Origin of the sequence: Kocuria arenosa, from assembly GCF_042879215.1 — a bacterium.
GTDB classification, from domain to species: Bacteria; Actinomycetota; Actinomycetes; order Actinomycetales; family Micrococcaceae; genus Kocuria; species Kocuria arenosa.
This window is the reverse complement of sequence record NZ_JBHZTA010000001.1, coordinates 1-21,785: the sequence shown is the minus strand read 5'-3', so window position 1 is coordinate 21,785 and position 21,785 is coordinate 1. Positions and strand designations below refer to the sequence as shown.

Below are 21,785 nucleotides of genomic sequence, written 5' to 3'. Positions count from 1 at the left end.
CCTCACGAGGCGCGCGCCCGCTGTGGCACCCTCCAGATGGAGCACTCGGAGGCATGGACCAGTGTCCGGTCGCGCAGGGGACCGTCCAGGATCCACAGCACGCCCAGGCGAGGGCAGGCCACGTCGACCACCCCCCGGCGTTGCACCGTGTCCCAGCGCCGGACCTCGACGACGTCGCCGGCCCGCAGATCGGTCAGGTCGTGGACCCGCACCCCCGTCGATGCCGAGGCACGGGACGGAACGGAGGAGAGGGATCGAGCAGAACGGTGCATGGCGTCTCCTGGGATGTGATGGTGCCGCCGCCCCGCGGGTGCGGGGCGGCGGCGGACACGAAGCGGATGAACCGCGTCAGTGCATGTGGCTTCCGCCGTTGATGTCGAGGGTCACCCCGGTCAGGTAGGAGGAGTCCTCGGAGGCGAGGAAGGTGATGGACGCGGCGATCTCCTCGGTGGTGGCGGTGCGCCCGACCGGGATGCCCGCCGCGATGGCGGCCTCCTGCTCGTCGGTGCTGCCCACCCGGATGTTGGTGTCGACCGCGCCGGGAGTCACCGCGTTGACCGTGACACCGGTCGGGCCCAGCTCGCGGGCCAGCGCCTTGGTGAAGCCCAGGATGGCGGCCTTGGCCGCGGAGTAGGGCACCTTCCCGAAGACCCCGCCGCCACGCTGGGCGGACACGGAGGACATGTTCACGACCCGGCCCCAGCCGGCCTCGATCATCTCGGGCAGGAACGCCTTGGTGACCAGGTAGGTGCCGGTGGCGTTGACGTCCATGACCTTGTGCCACAGCTCCAGCGTGGTCTCCAGGAACGGGACCGGCGAGGTGATGCCCGCGATGTTGACCACGGCGCCGACCGGCGGCAGGGTGCCGGCGGCGACCTCGGCGGCCACTGCGTCGTGGGCGGCGGCCACGGAGGTTTCGTCCGCGACGTCGACCGCGTGCCCGAAGGCGGGCCCACCGTGCGCCTGTCCGATGTCCTGGGCGACCCGGGCCGACTTCTCGGCGTCGAGGTCCAGGATCACCACCCCCCATCCTTCACGGGCGAAACGGTGGGCGGTGGTGACTCCGATGCCCTTCTCGGAGGTGGCTCCGGTGATGACGGCGGTGCGCTGGGTGGTGGTCATGGTGCTCCTTGGGTCGGGTGATGGTGGTTGGTGAACAGTTTTGACAGCAGGGACGAGTTGTACTGGGCGGCCGCCGGGGGCTGCTCGTGGGTGACGCCCCGGGTCTCGGGCTCGAGCGAGAAGTGGCCGCCGTATCCGGCGCGCTGGAGGCTCCGCAGACCGGCGGCGAAGTCGGCCTCGCCGTTGCCGATGCTCAGGTTGAGGTCGCCCACGTCCCCGTTGACCGAGCGCATGTGCAGGCCCGAGGCACTGACGTCGGCGGCCATCTGATCCACCGCGGTGCCGTCCGGCACGGAGGGGACGTGATCACAGACCTCGGGCAGGGCCCCCAGATCGATCTCCTGGAAGCCGATCTCACAGATGGTGCGCTGAGCCTCGGGCAGCGGCCGGTGCCGGACGCTGACGGACGACCAACCCAGTCGGGAGGAGAACATGCAGTGCGGATCCTTGCTTCAGGCCGGCGGGAGGTTGTGCTTCAGATCACGGTACTGCGGCTGACTGTTGACAGTCAACATATAGACTTCAATGAGTGCCTCGGCACCCCGAACCGGAGGCGCATGTTCGACCCGCCCAGGGAGCCGAGATCACAGCACGGACGGCGACCACCACATCCGCGCCGAATGCCCAACCCGTCCCGCTGCGAGGCCGACGCCTGCAGGGACCGCAGCTCCTAGGATCTTGAACCCATGACCCCACCACAGCCCTCAGCGGTCCCGGCCCTCTCGTCGAGCTGCGGCGTCACGCGCTCAACAGACCCGGACACCGTCATGCACGTCGTCGTCCTCCCCGGAGGCGGGTACGCCGCTCATGCCGACAACGAGGCAGAACCGATTGCCGAGTGGCTCGGGCAGCTCGGCCTCCCAGCAAGCGTGTTCCGCTACCCGGTGCGCACCAGGCACCCTGCTCCGCTGGAAGCGGTACGGGACGAGATCCGCCGGCTCAGAAAGAGCGGCGCTGAGCGGATTGCCCTGCTGGGGTCCTCTGCAGGTGGACACCTGGCCGGTCAGGCCGCCCTGACCGCCTCGCCGTCGGGCCCCGACCGGGTCGACGCGGTGATCCTCTGCTACCCGGTGGTGTCCATGGAACTCGACACCGACAAGGGCAGCCAACGGGAACTCCTGGGCACCACCCCCAGCGCCGAGGCACGAGCCGCCACATCCCTGGACCGTCTGGTGACCGCGGCGGCCCCGCCGTTCTTCGTCTGGCACACCGCCGACGACCCATCGGTGCCGGTGCAGCACTCGTACCTCCTGGCCCAGTCGCTGGCACGCGCGGGCGTACCCCACGCCCTGCATGTCTTCCCGGAAGGAGCGCACGGCCTCAGGCTGGCCGAGGGCACCGGCGAGCCGGAGGCCTGGCCGGCGCTGTGCGCCTCCTGGTTGTCCGCACGGGGGTGGCTGACAGAGCCCGGGAGGCGCCGCGCAGTGGACGCCTGAGCACATGTCCCGCCTACCCCTCCGGCCCATGAGCCCCAGGACGCCCAGCCAGTCGATGCCCGTCGAACACTGACTCCTGATCGCCGCAGGGGCATCGATCGGCAGAGTCCGGGCAGCACGATCAGCGGCGGGACCGGAGGCCGGCCCTGTGCTTCCGCGCCGCGGGAGGACGGAGCGTCATGGCGCGTCTCCCGCTCGTGCCCGTGGTGCTCGCCCGGCTCGGGGCGCCGCTGCGGGGACCGGCCTCAGGACCATCACGAGCACCGCGATCGCCGCCACGGCCAGGGCCACGAAGCCGATCATCGGTCCGAGGATCTCCGGCAGGGTGAGGGTCACCCCGGCCCGCAGCTGCAGGACCGTCTGGGCGATGATCAGCGGCGCCAGCAGGATCTCCTGCACCAGCAGGGACACCGCGATCAGGTACCCCTGCGGGTCACGGCGCAGGGTCAGCACCCCGGCCCAGACGGTGGCCGGGGTGATCACCGCCAGATCCAGGGCCTCGGTGAACTCGGTGGAGTACGGGCCCAGTCCCTCCGGGGCCACCCCTGTGAGCGCGGCCGCCACCAGCGGGGCACCCCAGACCACCACCAGCACCACAGTGCCGGCGAACATCAGCGCCGCCGGTCCCCGCCGGGGCGTGCCGGGCGGGAACAACCGGGCCGGGTCCTGCCGGAAGAGGGCCGCGAAGACCAGCACGAAGGCGTACAGGGCCGCGGAGAAGAGCACCACGTAGAGCAGGAACAGCTCGTGGTAGGCGATCGCCCCCCAGCGCGCAGCCGGCGTAGACGTAGAGGAAATACCCCAGGGCGCCCAGCAGCACCAGCCCGGCCCGGGTGCTGCCGCGCCGCCACCGGGCTGCGGCCCCCACGAGCAGGGGCACCCCGATCAGCAGGGTTACCAGCGGCATGGCTCTCGTCGTGCCGGAGGCGGTGGTCGGGATGCGCGCGCATCGGGTCACATGCCGTCGGCGACCGGTCGCGCGTCCAGCTCCCGGGCGATCTGCCGGGCCCGGGCCTCGATCGCCGACCAGCCACGATAGTCACCGAAGTGACCGCCGAGGACTCGGAACGCCACACCCACCCCGCGGGGCAGCCGCTCGGGCCGGCACACGCCCGAGATCACCCGATGACCACGCGGTTGCACATCCTCGCGCAGGGCCGCCGCGATGCGCTGGTCCTGGGCCGTGCGCGCCCTCCGGGGCAGCGGCCGGGAGAGACGATCCGTCCTCGGCAGACCTGGACCCGCTGCTGCTTCTCGATGACACCCATCGAACACCTCATCTTGTAGGTGTTGCCACGACCGGTGGGATAGGTCCGGTGTCGAACCCGAGAGGTCGTGCACGAGCTCACCCGTCCCGGCCTCGTGGGTCCATGGGACGGGTCGCAGCGTGCGCCGGCAACGACGTCTCGGTCGTCGGACACCAGTGGAGTTTGCGACCATCGACCACGGCCACCCAGCGGCCTGAGAACGATCACCCCCCGAGAGTGAGCCAAACTGGAGGCAGTCCCGGCCACGTTGCACCACTCAATTGATGGGAGTCGAACAATGGGAGACGACAGGACAGTTCTGGAGGCCTCCACGGATGTGTTCCGTGCTCACGGAATGACCACGATCTTCGGTAACCCGGGATCCAACGAGCTGCCCTTCCTGGCCGGGCTGGGCGAGGACTTCGACTTCGTGCTGGGACTGCACGAGCAGGTGGTGGTGGGCATGGCCGAGGGCTATTCTCGCGCCACCGGCAAGCCGGTCCTCGTGAACCTGCACGCCGCGTCCGGAACCGGCAACGCCATGGGCGCGTTGACCAACGCCCGGTATGCTCACATGCCGCTGGTGCTGCTGGCGGGGCAGCAGGTCCGGCGCACCGTCGGGCAGCAGGCCATGCTCGCCAACATGGAGGCGGGAATGCTGACCTACCCCCTGACCAAGTACGCGCACGAACCGCTGTCCGCCGCCGATGTGCCGCGCACGCTGTCCCAGGCCGTGCTCGAGGCCACCACCCACCCACAAGGCCCGGTCTACGTGTCGGTCCCCCTGGACGACTGGAACGAACCGGCCCTTCCCGATGACGCCCTGCTCATCGAGCGCTCGGTGACCACAGCGGGTACGCTGCCCGACCAGATCGCCCGTGAGCTGATCGCCGCCGTCGACGACGCACAGCGCCCGGCGCTGGTGCTGGGACCCCAGGTCGACGCAGCCGCCGTCGCGGATCCTGCGGTTCTCCATGCCGTGGTCCAGCTGGCCGAGCACGCCGATGCGGCGGTGTACGTGGCACCGTCACCGTCGCGTGCCCCGTTTCCCACCACCCACCCCAACTTCGGCGGCGTCATGGTCCCGGGCATCGAGTCGGTGCGCCGCCGACTGTCCGGGCACGACGCGGTGCTGGTGCTTGGTGCACCCGTGTTCCGGTACCACCGGTGGGAGCCAGGGGCCTACCTCGAGCCGGGCACGCAGGTGTGGCAGGTGACCCAGGACCCGGCCGAGGCCACCCGCGCACCCTTCGGCCGGGCAGTCATCGCCGACGTCGCCGACGCCGTCACCGTGCTGGCCCAGGGCGTGCGGGATCGCGGTGCTCGGCGTCCGGAGCGCCGGCTGCCCGCGGCGAGGACCTCCCCGGAAGGGATGACGGGAACAGAGATCCTGGAGGTTCTGAACCAGCACGTCGACGACCGCGTGGTCTACGTCAATGAGACCACCACCCTCGACCTGGAATATCTCGAGCGGGTCGCGATCGACCGACCGGGCGGGTATCACTTCCCGGCCTCCGGCGGTCTCGGCTTCGGGCTGCCGGCCGCCGTCGGGATCTCCCTCGCCAGGCCGGAGGCGACTGTCGTGGCCACTGTCGGCGACGGGTCCGCCAACTACGGCATCACCGCGCTGTACACGGCGGCGCAGCGGGGCACCCGCACCGTGTTCGTGATAGTCAACAACTCCGGATACGGCGCACTGGCCGGATTCGCCCAACGCATGGGCGTGCCTGACGTGCCGGGCCTGGTCCTGGGTGAGATCGATTTCGTGTCTCTCGCCCAGGGATACGGGGTGCGCGCCACCCGCACCACCACGCGGGAGGAGTTCGAGCGCGCCTACCAGGACGCTCTGCAGGCGGACGGCCCCGCCCTCATCGACGCCCGGGTGGTGTGAGGTCGGACGGCTCGGGGCGCGACCGCACGTGGAGGGAGCCGGCGAGGAGCTCCGCCCCACGGCGCTGGTCGGTCCGGCCGGAGTGCCGGGATCAGCTCACGGTCACCTCGGAGACGTCGATGGCGGGAGCCGCGGGCGGAGCCTGCCGCGACCGGTCAGCGGGTGAAGATCGGCGTCAGGAAGTCCGACAGCTCGGAGGTCGCGGTCAGCGGCAGCACGTGGGCGACGTACTGGTCCGGGCGGACCACCACGACCACGCCGTCCCTGCTCAGGCCGCGGGCCTCGTAGATGTCGTCCTCCGGGTCCGTGCCCCACACCTTGTTCAGGTTGGAGATCTGGAACTTGCCGACCTTCGGGCGGAACACGGAGGGAACCTTCATCAGCTCCACCCCCTCGTGCGGCTGCTGGTAGACCACGTTGAGGTCGAACAGGGCGTCGAGGTCCTGGCCTCCCGGAGTGAACCGGCGCACCGGTGACTCCGCGGAGTCCATCCACTCGGCCCAGGTCCGCAGCTTCGAGTCCTCAGCGGACGACACGGCGGCGTCGGCGAAGGCGTAGACACGCCACCGGCCGTCGGCGGTGTGCTGGTGGCCCAGGAACTTCGGGTTGGTGTCCGAGACGCGCTTGACCGGGTGGGCCTTGAAGCGCTTGCCCAGCGGGAAACCTGTGGCAAGGTCCTGGTACGTCGGCTCGCCCACGAGCAGCCCGGCCGGGTACTCCGTCATGAAGCCCGCCGGGAACTCGGCGGTCTTCTGGTAGAAGTCCTCCAGCGCGGACGCACTCTCCAGCTCCTCCGGCTTGGCGGCCATCATGGAGGACCATTCCCGGTCGAAGTCGATGAGGTTCTGGGCCACCGGCTGGCGCTCGGCCGAGTAGGTGGACAGCAGCGACTCCGGGCTCAACCCGGTCAGCACGTGGCCCAGCTTCCAGCCGAGGTTGAACGCGTCCTGGATGGAGACGTTCATGCCCTGGCCGGCCTTGGCCGAGTGGGTGTGGCAGGCGTCACCAGCGATGAACACCCGCGGGCTGCGCTGTCCCGCTTCCTCGGTGGGGATGTCGTCGAAGCGGTCCGTCACTCGGTGGCCGACCTCATAGACGCTCCACCACGCCACGTCCTTCACGTCCACGGTGTAGGGCGTGACGATCTGATTGGCCTGGGCGACGATCGACTCGATCGGGGTCTTGCGGACCGCGCCGGCGTCGTCCGCGTTGACCTCGCCCAGGTCCACGTACATGCGGAACAGGAAGCCGCCCTCGCGCGGGATGTGCAGGATCGATCCGTGCTTGGACTGGATGGCGCACTTGGTGCGGATGTCCGGGAAATCGGTCTCGGCCAGGACGTCCATGACGCCCCACGCGTGGTAGGACACCGCGCCCACGTGCTGGGCACCGATGTCCCGGCGGACCTTCGAGTGCGCGCCGTCGGCCCCGAGGACGTACTTGGTGCGCACGACGCGCTCCTCGCCCCGGCTTGCACCGCCCTCCGGCTGGTCGCCGGTGCGCTTCAGGGTGACGGCGACCGGGTGCTCCCCCTCGCCGACCTCGAGCTTGACGAACTCCCAGCCGAAGTACGGTTCGGTCCGGGACGGGGCGTTCCTCGCGAAGCGGGCGAAGTAGTCCAGCACGCGCGCCTGGTTGACGATCAGGTGCGGGAACTCGCTGACACCCGTGGGGTCGTCCACGGCCCGTGCGGTCCGGACGATGTGCTCCGGGTTGGCCGGGTCCGGCTTCCAGAAGTTCATCTCGCTCAGGTGGAACGCCTCGGCGATGATCTCCTGGGCGAAGCCGAAGGCCTGGAACGTCTCGACGCTGCGGGCCTGGATGCCGTCGGCCTGGCCGATCTCCAGTCGGTAGGGGCGGCGGTCGACGAGGCAGGTCATGACCTCCGGGAAGCTCGCCAGCTGGGCGGTGGCAGTCATGCCGGCGGGGCCCGCGCCGACCACGAGCACGTCCATGGTCTCGGGCAGCTCCGGGGAACGGTCGATGCCCACACCGGCGGCGGGCTGGACACGGGGGTCCGTGGATACGTACCCGTGGTGGTGGAACAGCATGGGGTCTCCTAATGCGGGGAGGTGGTTCTGCGGTCTATTCGGTCGGCGCGGCGGTGCCGCACCAGGTGTCGGCCAGGGTCTCGGTGGCTCGGGCCAGGAGCGCGACGTCGGCCCCGACGTTCACGAAGTCGGCCCCGGCCGCCACGTAGTCGAGGGCCCGGTCGGCGGCGAAGGCATTGACACCGACGAACTTTCCGGCCGCCTTGACCTGGTCGATCACGGTCTTCACGGCCGCGACCACGTCCGGGTGGTCCTGCCGGCCGATCAGGCCCATGGAGGCGGCCAGGTCGGAGGGACCGATGAAGATGCCGTCGATGCCGTCGACTGCGGCGATCTGCCGGGCGTTCTCGACGGCGGCCGCCGACTCGACCTGGACGACCAGGGTGACCAGGTCGGCGGCCCGGTTCAGGTAGTCCGGGATCCGGTTCCATCTCGCCGAGCGGGCCAGTGCGGACCCGACGCCCCGGACCCCGTGCGGCGGGTAGTGCATGGCACGCACCGCCGCCTCGGCGTCCGCGGCGCTGTCCACCATCGGGATGACGAGGGACTGTGCGCCCAGGTCGAGGTACTGCTTGACCAGCACGGTGTCGAGGGCGGGCACGCGCACCACGGGGACGACCGGGTAGCCGGCCATGGCCCGCAGCTGGGACTGGACGGTCTCCAGACCCAGCGGCGCGTGTTCGCCGTCGAGCAGGAGGTAGTCCAGACCTGCGGACGCGCAGATCTCGGTGCTGGACGGGTCACCGGAGCTGATGAACATCCCGGCGACGGGCCGGCCGTTCCGGTCGGCGCGCGCCGATGTCGTGAACAGGTCCTTGAGGCTGGGCTGCGGTTCTAGGCGAATCGGCATGTGATGGTCCCTAACTGTCCGTAGTCGGCGTACACGGTGTCCCCGGCGTAGACCCACATGGGGCGGGTGAAGGACCCGGCGAGGATGATCTCCCCGGCCTCCAGCCGGTCCCCGTGGCCGGCGATCCGGTTCGCCAGCCAGTGCACCCCGTTGGCCGGGTGGTTGAGCACCCCGGAGGCCACCCCGGTCTCGATGATCTCCTCGTTGCGCCACAGCGCCCCGGCGACCCAGCGCAGGTCGACGGCGTCCGGGGCGACCGGGCGGCCCCCGATCACCATGGAACCGAGCGCGGCGTTGTCCGAGATGGTGTCCGTGATGGTCCGGCCCTCCATCTCGATGCGCGAGTCCAGCACCTCGAGGGCCGGCACCACGTACTCGGTGGCGCGCAGCACGTCGAAGAGGTTCACGCCGGGGCCGGCGAGGTCCTCACTCAGGACGAAGGCCAGCTCCATCTCGATGCGTGGGTGGGTGTACCTCGCCCACTCGTAGACGTGGCCGGACTCGACCACCTGGTCGTCGAAGATCACCCCGTAGTCCGGCTCGTCGATGCCGGTGGCGTCCTGCATGGCCTTGGAGGTCAGCCCGATCTTGTGCCCGGCCTTGGTGCGGCCGGCCTCCTCCTGCCGCTGCGCCCAGATCCTCTGCACCGCGTAGGAGTCCTCGATCTCCATCTGCGGGTACCTCTGCGTCAGCCGCGGCACCGGCGTGCGGTCCAGCCCCGCCCGGTGCAGCTCATCGGCGATCTTCACATGGGTCTCGTGGTCCAGCATCGTCCCGGTCCCCCGCTCAGAGCTGGTTTCCGAGCTTGAAGCCCTTGGCGGCCTCGCCCTTGTAGGTGCCGTCCTCGTCACCCTCGCGGGTGTAGGAGAACCCGTCGGCGCCGATGGTCACCTCCATCTCGGAGTTCTGGGTGCGCTTCACGACCTCCTGCGGGTTGCCGTCCAGGTCCAGGACCAGGGAGGCCTCGGTGTACCAGGACGGAACGACCGGGTTGCCCCAGAAGTCACGGCGCTGGTTGTCGTGCACGTCCCAGGTGACGACCGGGTTGTCCGGGTCTCCGGTGTAGTAGTCCTGGGTGTAGATCTCGATCCGGTGGCCGTCCGGGTCGAGGATGTACAGGTAGAACGCGTTCGAGACCCCGTGCCGGCCGGGTCCGCGCTCGATGCGGTCGGAGATGCGCAGGGCGCCCATCTTGTCGCAGATCGCCAGGATGTTGTGCTTCTCGTGGGTGGCGAAGGCGACGTGGTGCATGCGCGGGCCGTCGCCACCGGTCATGGCGGTGTCGTGCACGGTCGGCTTGCGGCGCATCCAGGCGGCGTACACGGTGCCCTCGTCGTCCTGGATGTCCTCGGTGACGCGGAAGCCCAGGTCCTGCATGAACTTCGTGGCGCGCGGCACGTCCGGGGTGACCTGGTTGAAGTGGTCCAGGCGGACCAGGGCGCCCGGGGTGTACAGGTCGTAGCGCCAGGCCAGCCGCTCGACGTGCTCGACGTCGTGGAAGAACTCGTACGGGAAGCCCAGCGGGTCCTCGACGCGCACCGAGTCGCCGATGCCCTTGGTGAAGCCCTCCGGACGGCGCTCCACGCGGCAGCCGAGCTCCTCGTAGAAGGCCACGGCCTTGTCCAGGTCCTCGGGGCTGCGCACGCGGTAGGAGAAGGCGGCGACGGCGGCCACCGGGCCCTTCCGGAGCACGAGGTTGTGGTGGATGAACTCCTCCAGGGACCGCAGGTAGACGGTGTTCTCGTCCTCCTCGGTCACGGTGAGCCCCAGCACGTCCACGTAGAACTCCCGCGAGCGCTTCAGGTCGGTGACGACGAGCTCCATGTAGGCGCAGCGCAGGATGTCCGGCGCGGGGGCCTGCGGGGTGGGGACCGGGTTGTCGGAACGGATCGGGGCTTCCTGCGAGACGTAGAAGCCGGAGGACGTCATCGTCCGGTCGTCGAGGTGGGTCATGGCTGTCCTTGCTCTGGTCGGGGTGCGGGGTGACGGTCGGGCTGGCGGACGGACGACGCCGTGGCTCAGGCGTCGCCGGTCCGGGCGGAGGCGGCGGCCTCGTCCTTGCCGAAGACGGGGTTGTGGACCTCGCCGAGGTTGATGTGCACGGCCTGCTGGTCGGTGTAGAAGTCGATCGAGCGGTAGCCGCCCTCGTGGCCCAGCCCCGAGGCCTTGACGCCGCCGAAGGGGGTGCGCAGGTCGCGGACGTTGTTGGAGTTGAGCCACACCATGCCGGCCTCGACGTTCTGGGCGAAGTTGTGGGACCGCTTCAGGTCGTTCGTCCAGATGTAGGCGGCGAGTCCGTACTTGGTGTTGTTGGCCAGCGCCAGGGCCTCCTCGTCCGTGTCGAAGGGGGTGATCGCCACGACGGGGCCGAAGATCTCCTCCTGGAAGATCCGGGCGTCCGGGGCGACGTCGGCGAAGACGGTCGGCCGGATGAAGTTGCCCTCGGGGAACTCCTCCGGGCGGCTGCCGCCGGCGGTGAGGCGGGCCTCGCCCTTGCCGATCTCCACGTAGGACATGACCTTCTCGAAGTGCTCGGGGTGCACCAGGGCACCGACCTCGGTGGCCTCCTCGTGCGGCAGGCCGACCCGCACGCGCTCGGCCTGGGCGGAGTAGCGCTCCACGAACTCGTCGTAGATGCCGCGCTGGACCAGGATGCGCGAGCCCGCGGTGCAGCGTTCGCCGTTGAGGGAGAAGACCCCGAAGATCGTCGCGTCGATCGCGGCGTCCAGGTCAGCGTCGTCGAAGACGACGGCGGGGGACTTGCCGCCCAGCTCCATGGACAGGCCCTTCAGGTACGGCGCGGCGTTGCCGAAGATGATCTGGCCGGTGCGGGACTCGCCGGTGAAGGAGATCAGCGGGACGTCCGGGTGCTTGACCAGGGAGTCGCCGGCGAAGCCCTCCTCGCCGTAGCCGTGGACGATGTTGAACACACCGGCCGGCAGGCCGGCCTCCTCGAAGATGCCCGGCCACAGGGAGGCGGACAGCGGGGTGAACTCGGCCGGCTTGAGCACCACGGTGTTGCCGGTGGCCAGCGCCGGTCCCAGCTTCCAGGACTCCAGCATGAACGGGGTGTTCCACGGGGTGATGAGCCCCGCCACGCCGATCGGCTTGCGATTGACGTAGTTCACCTGGCGGCCGGGCACCTTGTAGGTGTCGTCGTGCTGGGCGACGATCAGGTCGGCGAAGAAGCGGAAGTTCTCGGCGGCGCGCTGGGCCTGACCGAGCGCCTGCTTGATCGGCAGGCCGGTGTCGAAGCACTCCATCTCGGCGAGGTCCTGGCCGCGGGTTTCCACGATGTCGGCGATCTTGTGCAGCACCCGGGAGCGTTCGCGCGGGAGCATGCTGGGCCACGGGCCGTTCTCGAAGGCGTCCTTGGCGGCCGCGACGGCGGCGTCGATGTCGGCGACCTTGCCGGAGGCGGCCTTGATGTAGGACTGGTTGGTGACCGGGTCCAGCACGTCGAAGGTGTCGCCGTCGATCGAGTCGACGTGCTCGCCGTTGATGTAGTGCTGGATCTTTCCCGGCAGGTTGGCCGGAACCCAGCGCTGTGCGGTGTCGGGGGTGGTCTCGGTGCTCATGGTGTGTCCTTTCGGCGTGCAGCGTCTTGAGGTGGAGTCCGTGAGGCCAGGTAGGCGTCGAGCGTGTTGAGGCGGTGCTGTCTCGCGGCGGTCTCGACGACGTCGAAGGGGGCGCCCTCGGCGATGAGGTCCAGCAGGTGGTCGTGTTCGTCCACGGAGGCACGGGCCCGGCCGGGGACGTAGGCGAAGGTGGACGAGCGCAGGGCGGCCAGCCGGTTCCAGCCGCGGTGCACCAGGTCGAGGATGTGCGCGTTCTGGTGGTGCTCGTAGAGCGTGGAGTGGAACTGCTTGTTCAGCGAGGTGAACTGCACCGGATCGAACTCGTCCAGCACTCGGCGCATCTGGTCGTTGATCCCGCGGGCCCGTTGCAGCTCGGCTTCGGTGATCAGCGGCGCGCACTGGGCCGTGGAGAATCCCTCGACCAGGGCCAGGGTCTCCATGGTGTTCTGGTACTCCACGGGGTCGATGCCCACCACGGTGGCACCGACATTGCGTTGATAGGCCACCAGGCCGTCCTGTTGAAGCCTCCGCACGGCCTCGCGCACCGGCACCACGGACATCCCGAGCTCGGCGGCCAGCTGGGCCAGCACCAGGCGGCTGCCCGGGGCGAAGCGGCCCTGCTGGACACCCCCGAGGATGGCCTGGTAGGCCTCCTCCGACTTGGACTGGAGGACCTCGGTGCTCACCGGTCGTCCCGGCCGGCGCGCAGCTGCTGGTACTCCAGGTACTTGCGCTTCCATTCGGCGTTGGGCGGGAACAGTCCGTCCACCGGGTGGCCTTCGGCCACCCGGTCATACACCCACGCGTCCTGTTGTTCCTGCTCCCAGGCGTCGGCGATCACCTCGGCCAGCAGCTGCGGGGGGACGACCACGACGCCGTCGTCGTCGCCGATGACGATGTCGCCCGGCTGGACGGTGGTCCCGCCGCAGGCCACCGTTCCGCCGACCTCCCAGGGGATGTGGCGGCGGCCGAGCACGGCCGGGTGGGCGCCGTTGGAGTAGACCTGGATGCCGACCTCCGCGACAGCGGCACTGTCCCGCACGCCGCCGTCGGTGATCACCGCGTTGGCACCACGCACCTTGGCGCGCAGGGCGAGGACGTCGCCGAGGGTGCCGGTCCCCTTCTCACCGCGGGCCTCCATGACCACCACGTCGTCCGGCTGCACCGTGTCCATGGCGCGCTTCTGGGCGTTGAACCCGCCCCCGAAGGCCTTGAACAGGTCCTCCCGGTTGGGCACGTAGCGCAGGGTCGCGGCGTAGCCGAGGATGCGGCGGCCGGGATGGGTGGGCCGCACGCCGTCGATCGTGGCGTTGTCGATCCCTCGCTTGCGCAGCTGCGCGGTGATGGTGGCCACGGCCGTCTCGTTGATCTTCGCCGAGAGCTCGTCGGTGAGCAGGCTGCGATCGGGGGCCGGCGAGGCGGGCACGTAGTGGTACGGCTCGGCGTCCGCCGCGGCCGGCGGCAGTCCGGCGGCCTCGCGCGAACCCCAGGCCTCCTCCCGCTGCGTGTCGTCCACCTGCGGGCCGTGTCCGTAGGGCGCCATCGGCTCCTCGCCGGCCACCACGCGGGTGACCAGCCGTCCGCTGGAGGGAGCGCCGGGCGCGCCGGGGGCGTCCACCTCGACCTCGACGACGTCGCCCGGCTGGGCCACGGAGGAGCCGGCCGGGGTGCCCGTCAGGATGACATCGCCCTCCTCCAGCGTCATGAGCTGGGACAGGTCCGCCACGAGCTGGCCGAAGGGGAAGACCAGCGCCTCGGTGGTGTCGTCCTGGACGAGGTCCCCGTTGACCCAGGTCCGGATGCGCAGCGCGGCCGGATCGAGCCCGGCGGCCGGGATGACGTCCGGGCCCAGCGGGGTGTAGCCGTCCCCGGACTTGTTCTTGACGTTGGAGCCCTTGTCGGCATGGCGCAGGTCGTACAGGCCCCAGTCGTTGGCGGCGGTGACGCCGGAGACCTTGGACCAGCCCTCCTCCGGGCGCACCCGGCGGCACGTCTGCCCGATGACCAGGGCGATCTCGCCCTCGTAGGCCAGCAGCTCGGTGCCGGCCGGGCGCTCGATCGTGGCGCCGGTCCGGGCGACGGAGGTCCCGGCCTTGAGGAAGTAGCCGGGGAACTTCGGGGAGCGGCCCCGCTGAGCGATGCGGGAGGGGTAGTTCAGGTGCAGGGCGATGATCTTTCCGGGGCGGTTCGCCCGATCGGTGAAGTCAACGGGCCCGGTAGCCCCGGGAGGAGCCGGTGTCGTCTCTGCCATGCCGTCCTGCCTTCGTGGTCCTCGGAGGTGGCCCGGGTCCAGCACGTCCAGTGGTGTGGCCCAGGTCTCTTGATTAATATCGTATATGATACGAAGTGGATTGCGCCACCCCCACCATGACTACCGCCGGGCGGGTGGTCCGGTGCTTCGCCGGGCCCGGTCTGAGCGATGACGCGCTGCGTGGCACCATGGGCCGGCTCATCGACACCACCCGCGAGAGCAGCGACCTCAGCGCCGAACTGTCCCGAGGACGCCGTGCCGTCGAGGACCAGACCGGGCGCCTGCTGCGGGCCTGCGGACACGGCAGCGTGCCGACCGGGCTCGTGGTGGCGCTGACCGGGGGCGCCATTCTGAACCTCGTGGTGCAGCACTGGTGGAACAACGCCGACCGGGCGGTCGGAGCTCTGGTCCTGCTGGCTTTCTCCTCGGGCGGATGTCGACCGCGGCAGGGCTTGTCCCGTGCACATCCTCGGCGGCACCCGGCCGACCGTGCCGTTCAGGACCCGGGGTCAACGACGGCGCAGTCGAGCGGCTGCCAAGCCCCCTGCGGTCAGCTCGAGCACGATGACCAGCATCATGGCGCTGAGGTCCGCTCCGCCCGCGGACGAGGCCACAGGAGCCGCCCCGGGGCCTCCCCCTCCGTGATGCGCATGATGATGCGTTGCTCTTCCTGCGGCACCTGCCATGAGCGGAATCATCAGGACGTGGAGCAGCGCCATGGTGAGCGCCATGACCATGGCCATGCGCACAGGAGCCACCGCCAGCGGCCGGCGCATCAGACCCACCACGCAGAACGCACACAGCACAGCCATGACGGCCATGGCCAGCGACCACCCGGCACCGTGTCCACCGCCCACCGCCATCCATCCGTGAGCCGCTGTCGAGCCGGCGACGCACAGCACGAGACAGCCGTGCAGCAGCCCGACCGCGACGGGCACAGGCGGCATTGCACCCCGCCCTGGCACACCTGCAGGAGCAGGTCGCCGCGCCTCAGTGGCGGACATCGCCGGCAGCCTGGTGAGCCGGGACCGCGGCGGTGGCCTCGTCGACGGTCCGACCGGAGCCGACTCCGGTGAAGACCTCGGGCCGGCGGCGCCGGAGGTACTCACCCCACACGAGACCGGCCGCGCCGGTGAGCAGGATGATCCCGGGCATCACCACCGCCAGCGGACTGGGGCCTTCGGCGCCGATGAGGACGTCGAAGTTCACCAGGATGAGAACGAAGACCGTGCCGAGGCCGGCGGCCGAGAGCACCGGGGCGATCCAGCGCACCCAGGCCGAGTGCCCACCGGGATCACGGCGGAAGTGGCCGATGACGGCCACGGAGGTGACGGCCAGGAGGAAGATCAGCCCGAAGGCCCCGGCGTTGGTGAGCCAGGTGAAGAGCGTGAGCACCGGGAACAACGGGCCCAGTTCCGAGCCTTGGCCGGCGATCGCGAAGACGGCCACCAGGACCACCGCGAAGGCGCTCTGGGTCAGGGATCCAGCCACCGGAGCGTGGTTGCGAGCGCCCACCGCGCCCAGCCAGGACGGCAGCACGCTCTCACGGCCCAGGGAGAAGAAGTAGCGGGCCACGGCGTTGTGGAAGGCGATGAGTGCGGCCAGCAGGCTGGTGATGAACAGGACCTGGGCGGTGTCGGTCAGCAGCACCCCGCCGTGCTGGGCGAGGAGGACGAACACGAGGTCGGGCCCGTGCTCCCGGGAGGCCGCGACGATCTGGCCTGGGCCCACGCCGACGGCCAGGGCCCAGGCGGAAACGGCGTAGAACACGGAGATGATCGCCACGGCCGTGAACGTGGCCTTCGGCACGGAGCGTGCGGGGTCCTTCACCTCCTCGCTGTAGATGGCGCCGGACTCGAAGCCCATGAATGCGGCGATCCCGAAGGCCAGGACCGCGCCGATGCCGTAGGTGAACAGTTCGGTGGGGATCAGCGGCTGGGCGCTGATGCCCTCCGGGGCCACGGCCAGGCAGAGCACGTCGACCACGATCACCACCACGAATTCCAGGGCGACCAGCACGGCGATCACCTTGGCCGAGAGGTCCACTCGGCTGATGCCCAGCAGACCCACTACGACGAGTCCTACCAGGGCGGAGATCCACCACGGCACCCCGAGGCCCAGGCGCGCTTCGAGGAAGGACGACAGGGCGAACCCGAAGAGCCCGTAGATGCCGATCTGCATGGCGTTGTAGCTGATCAGCGCCAGCCAGGAGGCGCCGATGCCCTGGCGCCGGCCCAGCCCGTCGGCGATGTAGGCGTAGAAGGCGCCGGCGTTGGTGATCCGGGCGGACATCGCCCCGTAGCCCACGGCGAACAGGGCCAGCAGCACCCCGAGCAGGACGTAGCCCAGGGGCACCCCCAGCAGCCCGGCCACGGCGTAGGTGGAGGTCACCCCACCGGCCAGGACGGTCAGGGGTGCTGAGGCCGCGATGATGAGGAAGACCAGGGAGGGAACGGTCAGCGTCCGGCGGTCCAGTCCCCCGCCGGCATCGAGGTGGCCGTGGGACGGGGGACCACCGGGGGCGGGCAGGTTCTCGGACGGTGTGGTGCTGGTGCTCATGGTTCAGCCCTCGCAGCGGCAGTCGTGGGTGGGGTGGTCGCCGGTGCCGGTGATCGCGTGGGCGCTCTCCGCCGCCGGGACCGCGTCGGCGTGGCCGACCTCGGTGCCGCAGCAGCGCCCGCCGGCGGTGGACCAGTCCGGCAGGTCCAGCGCCGGGTTGCGGTCCAGGAAGCCGTAGGGCTTGAACCAGAAGCCGTAGTAGTCCACCGGCATGATCGGCCAGTCCTCGGTGCGCGGGATGTGGGTGGGCCCGAAGGTGTGCCACAGCACCACGTCCGTGCTGACCAGGTCCCGGTCCTGCTTCACCCAGTCCCCGAGGCCCCCGCCGGCGTGCTGGTTGGGGAAGTCCCCGGCCGGGAACCGCTCCTCGGCGTCGAAGGCGGTGACCCACAGGTGGTGGGTGGCGAACTCCGCCCGCTTCCGGGCCGAGGAGCCCTCCGCGGCCAGCAGCCGCGGGCCCGGCATGGGGATCAGGTGGTAGGCGGTGGGCTCGCCGACGTGGTTGCGCCGGTGGGGATTGGTGACGAACCACTTGCGCCCCGTCTCGGTGTTCGCGTCCCGGACGCCCTCGGACTCGCGGGTCACGTCGGTGCGCGACCACGTGAAGGCGTTGCCGTACGGGTTGTCGTCGCCCATGGGCAGGGCCACCAGGTTCTCCTCCTGCACCGAGTTCTCCGTGCCGTCGACGGCGACGTCGAGCCGGGCGCAGAAGATGTGCTGGTGCACCGGGGCCTGGATGCCGGGGGCGATCTCGGCCGAGTGACGGTTGGGCTGCCCGGGCAGGCAGGCGCCGGCGAACACGATGCCGGTGGCCTTGGCCTCCACCTGGATGGAGCCGTCGAGGTAGAAGTACCAGAAGAAGCCGTACTCGTAGTTGCCGATCGTGGCGAAGTAGCTGATCACCAGCCGGCGGGAGCGGCGCACCTGCGGGGCCTCCCCGGGCTCGGTGTGCTTCCAGAGGATCCCGTAGTCCTCCTCGTGCATGCACACCGCGTGCGGGATCTCCATGGGGTGGCCCTCGTCGTCGGCCACGAACGCGTCGAAGTACCGGATGACCCCCAGGCAGTCACAGCCGAGCTTCAGGGAGTTCGCGTTCTTGCCGAGCAGGTACTCCCCCGCGTCGAAATAGCTGATCCAGAAGCGGGTGCTCGTGGTGTCCCCGTAGGGCACCACCATCTCCGGCACGGAGCCGCGGTAGAGCACGGAGCGGTCCTCGGGCTGCTCCCCGGTGTCGTCGCGGAAGGTGACCTGGTTGAGCACCAGGCCCTCCTGGGCGTTGAACCCGATGCGCAGCTTCCAGTTCTCCCAGGTGACATGGGTGCCCTCCACCTGGAAGGACGGGCCCTCCGGCTGGACGATGTCCAAGGGCTTCAATGTCGTGCGCGCAGGGCCGACGTGCTCGGGGGTGTAGTTGGCGTCGGCCATGGGCACCGGCACGTCGCCCTCGTCCTCCAGGCGGAGGACCTCGCCGGCCGTGAGGTCGACGTGGGCGATGAGCCCCTCGACCGGGTGGCCCCACGGGTTGTCACCCTCGAAGCGGCGGTGGAAGGTCAGGGAGCGGATCACCCGCTTGCCGGTCTCGTCCTCTCGCGGGAAGAATCCCGGCGCCAGCGGGGAGACGAACGTGTGGGTGGTGTCCTCGATGCCGCGCCGGGCCATGGCCGCCTGCCAGCGCGGGTCCGCCTTGACGATCGCCGCGGCCCGGTCGTACTCCTCGAACAGGTACTGGGCCTGGCCGTAGGGGTGCTCCCCGGTGGGCAGGGTCTCGAGCGAGCGGACCTCTCCCGCGGTCACGGACACCACGGCCCGGCGCGTGCGGCCGGTGTCGGTGTCCAGCAGAGTGATGTCGAGCGAGCGGTCGAACTCGTCATCGCCCTCGACGTGGCGCAGGACCACGGACTTCGACGGCTCCACCGGCAGCACCCGGGGGAACCGGGTGCTCGGGAGCAGCAGGCCGGCCTTCTCCAGCACGGCGCGGGCGGCCGAGATCTCGGCAGGTGTCAGCAGGTCCAAGGGGTGCGTGACGCCCAGTGCTGACGGGCGGAGGGTGTGGGTGGTGTCGCTCATGGCAGTTCTCCAGGTGTGACGGAGCGGACCGGGGTTCCGGCGGAAACGGTGATTTCCACCCATGGTGACGTGCATTACACCGCTTGTCCTCGGGCCGGACGGGTTCGTTCCCGGGATGGCGGTCGGCGTGCACGGAAAGTCAAGAACGGTGGTCTCCGACACCGTGGCCACCGTGGCCACCGCGGCTGCCCCTCCCTGCCGCGGTGTCCGCCGCCCTCCGATGTCGATCACGGTCGTGCACGCAACGTCGAGAGCCTCGGCACTCGCGTCCTGCCCGGAGGGGCGCGACGACCAGCACAGTGGGGGAAGTACTCGGAGAAGTCCGCCTCCGACCACACCGGGACTCCGCAGTCACCCACGCACCGGCCTGACAACGAGGAGACGCACCATGACCGCTGACTCCCCTGCCCAGCCCACCTGCTCGAGCGCGGCGGACCTCCTGGCGGCGATCGAGTCGGCCGAAGGCGGGCGCCCGATCATGGACCCCGCCACGGGCGAGCGCGTGGGCCGCGCCCCCGAGCACTCCGTGGCGAACCTCGAGGCGGCCCTCGACACCACTCGGGCCGCCCGACCCGGGTGGGCCTCCCGCGGCCACGCCGAACGCCGCAGCCTGCTCATGGCCGCCGCCGACGCTGTCGCGGCCAGCGCGGAGGCCCTGGCCGCGCTGCTCTCACGGGAACAGGGCAAGCCGCTCAACGGCCCCAACGCCCGCTTCGAGATCGGGGCGTGTGCGGGGTGGCCGCGCACCGCCGCCCTGGAACTCGAACCCGAGGTCCTCGTGGAGGAGGACGGCACCCGCGCCGAGTTGCACTACCGCCCCCTGGGCGTGGTCGGAGCGATCGGGCCGTGGAACTGGCCGATGATGATCACCGCTTGGCAGCTGGCTCCGGCCATGCGCATGGGCAGCACCATGGTGGTCAAACCGTCGGAGTACACCCCGCTGTCGGTGCGGGCCCTGCTCCACGTGCTCCACCAGCTGCTCCCGGATGTGGGCCCGGCCGCGATCGCCAAGGACCTGTTCTGGAAGCGTTCATCAACACCGGTCAGACGTGTGCGGCGCTGAAGCGACTTTACGTCCACGAGGACGTCTACGACGCTGTCTGCCAGGCTCTCACCGAGGTCGCCGCGAAGACGCCGATGGGCATCGGGCTGGACGAGACCAACGTGCTGGGCCCGTTGCAGAACCAGGCCCAGTACGACATCGTCGCGAACCTGGTCGAGCAGGCCAGGGCCGGCGGCGGCCGGGAGTTCAGCGTCGAGGGCCTCAAGCACTTGGGCGCCCCCCAGGTCATCCACGGCTGAGCGACGATCTGCCCGCGGGCGGGCGGGTCAAGCCGCCAGTGCGCGCGTCCGGACCTGCGAGGGCGTCATGCCGTAGGCGGCCCTGAACACCCGGGAGAAGTGTGCGCCGTCGGTGAAGCCCCACCGGGCCGCGACTCGAGCGATCGGCACACCGGCGCTGACGGGGTCCTCCAGCGCCCGGCGGCACCGTTCCAGGCGACGCGTGCGGATCCAGGCCGAGACGGTGGTGCCCTCTTCATGGAACACCTGGTGCAGGCGTCGCACGGAGATGTAGTGGGCCCGGGCGATCATCGACGGGTCCAGTTCAGGGTCCGCCAGGTGCGCCTCGATGTAGTCGTGCACGGTGGCGCGCAGCCGATCCTCTTCGTCCAAGGAGACGGAGACCTGGCCGTCCAGCTCTCGGTTGAAGGACGTGGTGAGCAGGTCCAGAGCAGAATTGCCCATGCGCTGGCCGGTCATGCCCGTCAGTTCGTCCATGTGGTCGGCCAAGGATGAGAGGAAAGACCCCACCATGCGGTGGACGGGATCCTCCGGCCCGAGCCGGCAGGCCCGTATATGGGTCACCGCGTTCGGGGGCAGATCCAGAGAAGCGTGGTCGAACATCAGCACCAGCACCCGCGCGTCGTCGGGGAACTCCAGACGGTAGGGCGCAGAGGTGTCGTAGAGGGCCATGTCCCCGACCCCCAGCACCGCGGTGCCGTCCCCCTGTTCCACGATTCCACGCCCCTCCAGCTGCACCCCGACCTTGAATCGGCCCGCTCCGAGGTCACCAGGCGCCGCGGGAGTCCGTTCGACGACGTGGGGGCTGAAGCGCAAGTGGGTGACGTGCACCTTCCCGGCCTCGCGTGCCGTCATGTCACCCCGGAAGGTGCGGGGGGATGTCGTCGTGCAGGTCAGGGGCACGAAGGATCGGGAGGAAAGCCGCGTCCAGTCCTGGATCGACGTGACCAGGGCCGGAGCCGTGGGGGCACTGGCGGGAGTACGCGATGTCGACACCATGTGACGCCCTTCCCGTCCGTCGTCAGTGCGCGTGACGTGTCGGCCGTCACACTGGAGGTGCATTCTAGTTCACCCCCCTGGAGACACGTGGCTCCCCCTGCAACGGAGGACGCCTCACGGCCCGGCAGGACCGGTCATCTGCAGCTCGAGCAGCCGGTCGCCCGGCCCTCGGATCGCCCTGAACAGGACGGCAGATGCGCTCGGACCAGCTCGCCGGCAGCCGGCGATCCACCGGATCCGTTGAGTATTGCTCGTCCTCTGCGGACCCGAGAGACTGTGACGAGACCAGGAATTGGGGGGCAGGGTGTCTGATGTGGATCGTGATCTGCCGTGGACGGCGCTGCCGCCGTCACTCACTCCACTGCTGGTGGGGCACGTGCCCGTCTTCACGCAGGAGTTGCTGGCGGCGGTGCACCGGGACGTCCCGGTCTA

18 protein-coding genes and 1 pseudogene are annotated in these 21,785 nt (G+C 70.1%); 3 read left to right on the top strand and 16 right to left on the bottom strand.

Annotated features, from left to right (window positions below; all coding sequences use genetic code 11):
- Positions 1-2: 2 nt before the first annotated feature.
- From ACFYE3_RS00095 to ACFYE3_RS00085, 3 genes are all read right to left on the bottom strand, one after another.
- Positions 3-272 carry a hypothetical protein gene (locus tag ACFYE3_RS00095; protein WP_387605972.1) on the bottom strand — a complete coding sequence of 90 codons (270 nt, stop codon included), beginning with the start codon at positions 270-272 and terminating at the stop codon, positions 3-5.
- A 76-nt stretch (positions 273-348) separates the two neighbouring features.
- Positions 349-1,122, bottom strand: a complete 774-nt coding sequence (locus ACFYE3_RS00090; RefSeq protein WP_387605974.1) for an SDR family NAD(P)-dependent oxidoreductase — start codon at positions 1,120-1,122, stop codon at positions 349-351.
- A complete protein-coding gene (locus tag ACFYE3_RS00085) occupies positions 1,119-1,556 on the bottom strand; it encodes a hypothetical protein (RefSeq protein WP_387605976.1) in 438 nt (145 codons plus the stop codon). Before ACFYE3_RS00085 ends, ACFYE3_RS00090 begins: the two co-directional genes overlap by 4 nt.
- A 333-nt stretch (positions 1,557-1,889) precedes the next feature.
- On the opposite strand from ACFYE3_RS00085, the gene ACFYE3_RS00080 reads away from it, so the two are divergent.
- Positions 1,890-2,558, top strand: coding sequence for an alpha/beta hydrolase (locus ACFYE3_RS00080; RefSeq protein ID WP_387605978.1), 669 nt, complete (start codon positions 1,890-1,892; stop codon positions 2,556-2,558).
- A gap of 177 nt (positions 2,559-2,735) precedes the next feature.
- On the opposite strand, the gene ACFYE3_RS00075 is transcribed toward ACFYE3_RS00080, so the two are convergent.
- Positions 2,736-3,287, bottom strand: coding sequence for a hypothetical protein (locus tag ACFYE3_RS00075; protein ID WP_387806028.1), 552 nt, complete (start codon positions 3,285-3,287; stop codon positions 2,736-2,738).
- A gap of 225 nt (positions 3,288-3,512) precedes the next feature.
- Positions 3,513-3,680, bottom strand: coding sequence for a hypothetical protein (locus tag ACFYE3_RS00070; protein ID WP_387806025.1), 168 nt, complete (start codon positions 3,678-3,680; stop codon positions 3,513-3,515).
- A 423-nt stretch (positions 3,681-4,103) separates the two neighbouring features.
- On the opposite strand from ACFYE3_RS00070, the gene mdlC reads away from it, so the two are divergent.
- Positions 4,104-5,696, top strand: coding sequence for a benzoylformate decarboxylase (gene mdlC, locus ACFYE3_RS00065; RefSeq protein WP_387605982.1), 1,593 nt, complete (start codon positions 4,104-4,106; stop codon positions 5,694-5,696).
- A gap of 155 nt (positions 5,697-5,851) precedes the next feature.
- Here the strand turns inward: mdlC and ACFYE3_RS00060 are convergent, their stop codons facing one another.
- The 10 genes from ACFYE3_RS00060 to ACFYE3_RS00015 form a co-directional block, all read right to left on the bottom strand.
- The gene (locus ACFYE3_RS00060) at positions 5,852-7,747 is read right to left on the bottom strand and encodes an FAD-binding monooxygenase (protein WP_387605983.1); all 1,896 of its coding nucleotides are present in this window, start codon (positions 7,745-7,747) and stop codon (positions 5,852-5,854) included.
- A gap of 34 nt (positions 7,748-7,781) precedes the next feature.
- Positions 7,782-8,597 carry an HpcH/HpaI aldolase family protein gene (locus ACFYE3_RS00055; protein ID WP_387605986.1) on the bottom strand — a complete coding sequence of 272 codons (816 nt, stop codon included), beginning with the start codon at positions 8,595-8,597 and terminating at the stop codon, positions 7,782-7,784.
- Positions 8,582-9,367, bottom strand: coding sequence for a 2-keto-4-pentenoate hydratase (locus ACFYE3_RS00050; RefSeq protein WP_387605987.1), 786 nt, complete (start codon positions 9,365-9,367; stop codon positions 8,582-8,584). Before ACFYE3_RS00050 ends, ACFYE3_RS00055 begins: the two co-directional genes overlap by 16 nt.
- Positions 9,368-9,383: 16 nt before the next feature.
- On the bottom strand, positions 9,384-10,550 hold the full coding sequence (gene hpaD, locus ACFYE3_RS00045; protein WP_387605988.1) for a 3,4-dihydroxyphenylacetate 2,3-dioxygenase: 1,167 nt from the start codon (positions 10,548-10,550) through the stop codon (positions 9,384-9,386).
- A gap of 65 nt (positions 10,551-10,615) precedes the next feature.
- A complete protein-coding gene (gene hpaE / locus ACFYE3_RS00040; RefSeq protein WP_387605990.1) occupies positions 10,616-12,175 on the bottom strand; it encodes a 5-carboxymethyl-2-hydroxymuconate semialdehyde dehydrogenase in 1,560 nt (519 codons plus the stop codon).
- Positions 12,172-12,861 (bottom strand): GntR family transcriptional regulator, encoded by a 690-nt coding sequence (locus tag ACFYE3_RS00035; protein WP_387605992.1) that lies wholly within the window; start codon positions 12,859-12,861, stop codon positions 12,172-12,174. The genes hpaE and ACFYE3_RS00035 overlap by 4 nt, the downstream gene beginning before the upstream one ends.
- The gene (locus tag ACFYE3_RS00030; protein ID WP_387605994.1) at positions 12,858-14,426 is read right to left on the bottom strand and encodes a fumarylacetoacetate hydrolase family protein; all 1,569 of its coding nucleotides are present in this window, start codon (positions 14,424-14,426) and stop codon (positions 12,858-12,860) included. The genes ACFYE3_RS00035 and ACFYE3_RS00030 overlap by 4 nt, the downstream gene beginning before the upstream one ends.
- Positions 14,427-14,935: 509 nt before the next feature.
- Positions 14,936-15,364 (bottom strand): hypothetical protein, encoded by a 429-nt coding sequence (locus ACFYE3_RS00025; RefSeq protein WP_387605996.1) that lies wholly within the window; start codon positions 15,362-15,364, stop codon positions 14,936-14,938.
- A gap of 52 nt (positions 15,365-15,416) precedes the next feature.
- Positions 15,417-16,985, bottom strand: a complete 1,569-nt coding sequence (locus ACFYE3_RS00020; RefSeq protein WP_387605997.1) for an APC family permease — start codon at positions 16,983-16,985, stop codon at positions 15,417-15,419.
- Positions 16,986-16,988: 3 nt separating this feature from the next.
- Positions 16,989-19,052 (bottom strand): primary-amine oxidase, encoded by a 2,064-nt coding sequence (locus ACFYE3_RS00015; protein ID WP_387605999.1) that lies wholly within the window; start codon positions 19,050-19,052, stop codon positions 16,989-16,991.
- A 388-nt stretch (positions 19,053-19,440) separates the two neighbouring features.
- On the opposite strand from ACFYE3_RS00015, the pseudogene ACFYE3_RS00010 reads away from it, so the two are divergent.
- Positions 19,441-20,297 (top strand): annotated as a pseudogene (locus ACFYE3_RS00010) (aldehyde dehydrogenase family protein); the annotation flags it as partial.
- Positions 20,298-20,381: 84 nt separating this feature from the next.
- Here the strand turns inward: ACFYE3_RS00010 and ACFYE3_RS00005 are convergent.
- Positions 20,382-21,353, bottom strand: coding sequence for an AraC-like ligand-binding domain-containing protein (locus ACFYE3_RS00005; RefSeq protein WP_387806022.1), 972 nt, complete (start codon positions 21,351-21,353; stop codon positions 20,382-20,384).
- Positions 21,354-21,785: the final 432 nt, after the last annotated feature.

Excerpts from the sequence above, each read along its gene's own strand:
- ACFYE3_RS00050 (WP_387605987.1), bottom strand. The coding sequence starts at position 9,367 with ATGCTGGACCACGAGACCCATGTGAAGATCGCCGATGAGCTGCACCGG.
- mdlC (WP_387605982.1), top strand. The coding sequence starts at position 4,104 with ATGGGAGACGACAGGACAGTTCTGGAGGCCTCCACGGATGTGTTCCGT.
- ACFYE3_RS00085 (WP_387605976.1), bottom strand. The coding sequence starts at position 1,556 with ATGTTCTCCTCCCGACTGGGTTGGTCGTCCGTCAGCGTCCGGCACCGG.
- ACFYE3_RS00020 (WP_387605997.1), bottom strand. The coding sequence starts at position 16,985 with ATGAGCACCAGCACCACACCGTCCGAGAACCTGCCCGCCCCCGGTGGT.
- ACFYE3_RS00055 (WP_387605986.1), bottom strand. The coding sequence starts at position 8,597 with ATGCCGATTCGCCTAGAACCGCAGCCCAGCCTCAAGGACCTGTTCACG.
- hpaE (WP_387605990.1), bottom strand. The coding sequence starts at position 12,175 with ATGAGCACCGAGACCACCCCCGACACCGCACAGCGCTGGGTTCCGGCC.
- ACFYE3_RS00080 (WP_387605978.1), top strand. The coding sequence starts at position 1,890 with ATGCACGTCGTCGTCCTCCCCGGAGGCGGGTACGCCGCTCATGCCGAC.
- ACFYE3_RS00030 (WP_387605994.1), bottom strand. The coding sequence starts at position 14,426 with ATGGCAGAGACGACACCGGCTCCTCCCGGGGCTACCGGGCCCGTTGAC.
- ACFYE3_RS00095 (WP_387605972.1), bottom strand. The coding sequence starts at position 272 with ATGCACCGTTCTGCTCGATCCCTCTCCTCCGTTCCGTCCCGTGCCTCG.
- ACFYE3_RS00060 (WP_387605983.1), bottom strand. The coding sequence starts at position 7,747 with ATGCTGTTCCACCACCACGGGTACGTATCCACGGACCCCCGTGTCCAG.
- ACFYE3_RS00090 (WP_387605974.1), bottom strand. The coding sequence starts at position 1,122 with ATGACCACCACCCAGCGCACCGCCGTCATCACCGGAGCCACCTCCGAG.
- ACFYE3_RS00015 (WP_387605999.1), bottom strand. The coding sequence starts at position 19,052 with ATGAGCGACACCACCCACACCCTCCGCCCGTCAGCACTGGGCGTCACG.
- hpaD (WP_387605988.1), bottom strand. The coding sequence starts at position 10,550 with ATGACCCACCTCGACGACCGGACGATGACGTCCTCCGGCTTCTACGTC.
- ACFYE3_RS00005 (WP_387806022.1), bottom strand. The coding sequence starts at position 21,353 with ATGGTGTCGACATCGCGTACTCCCGCCAGTGCCCCCACGGCTCCGGCC.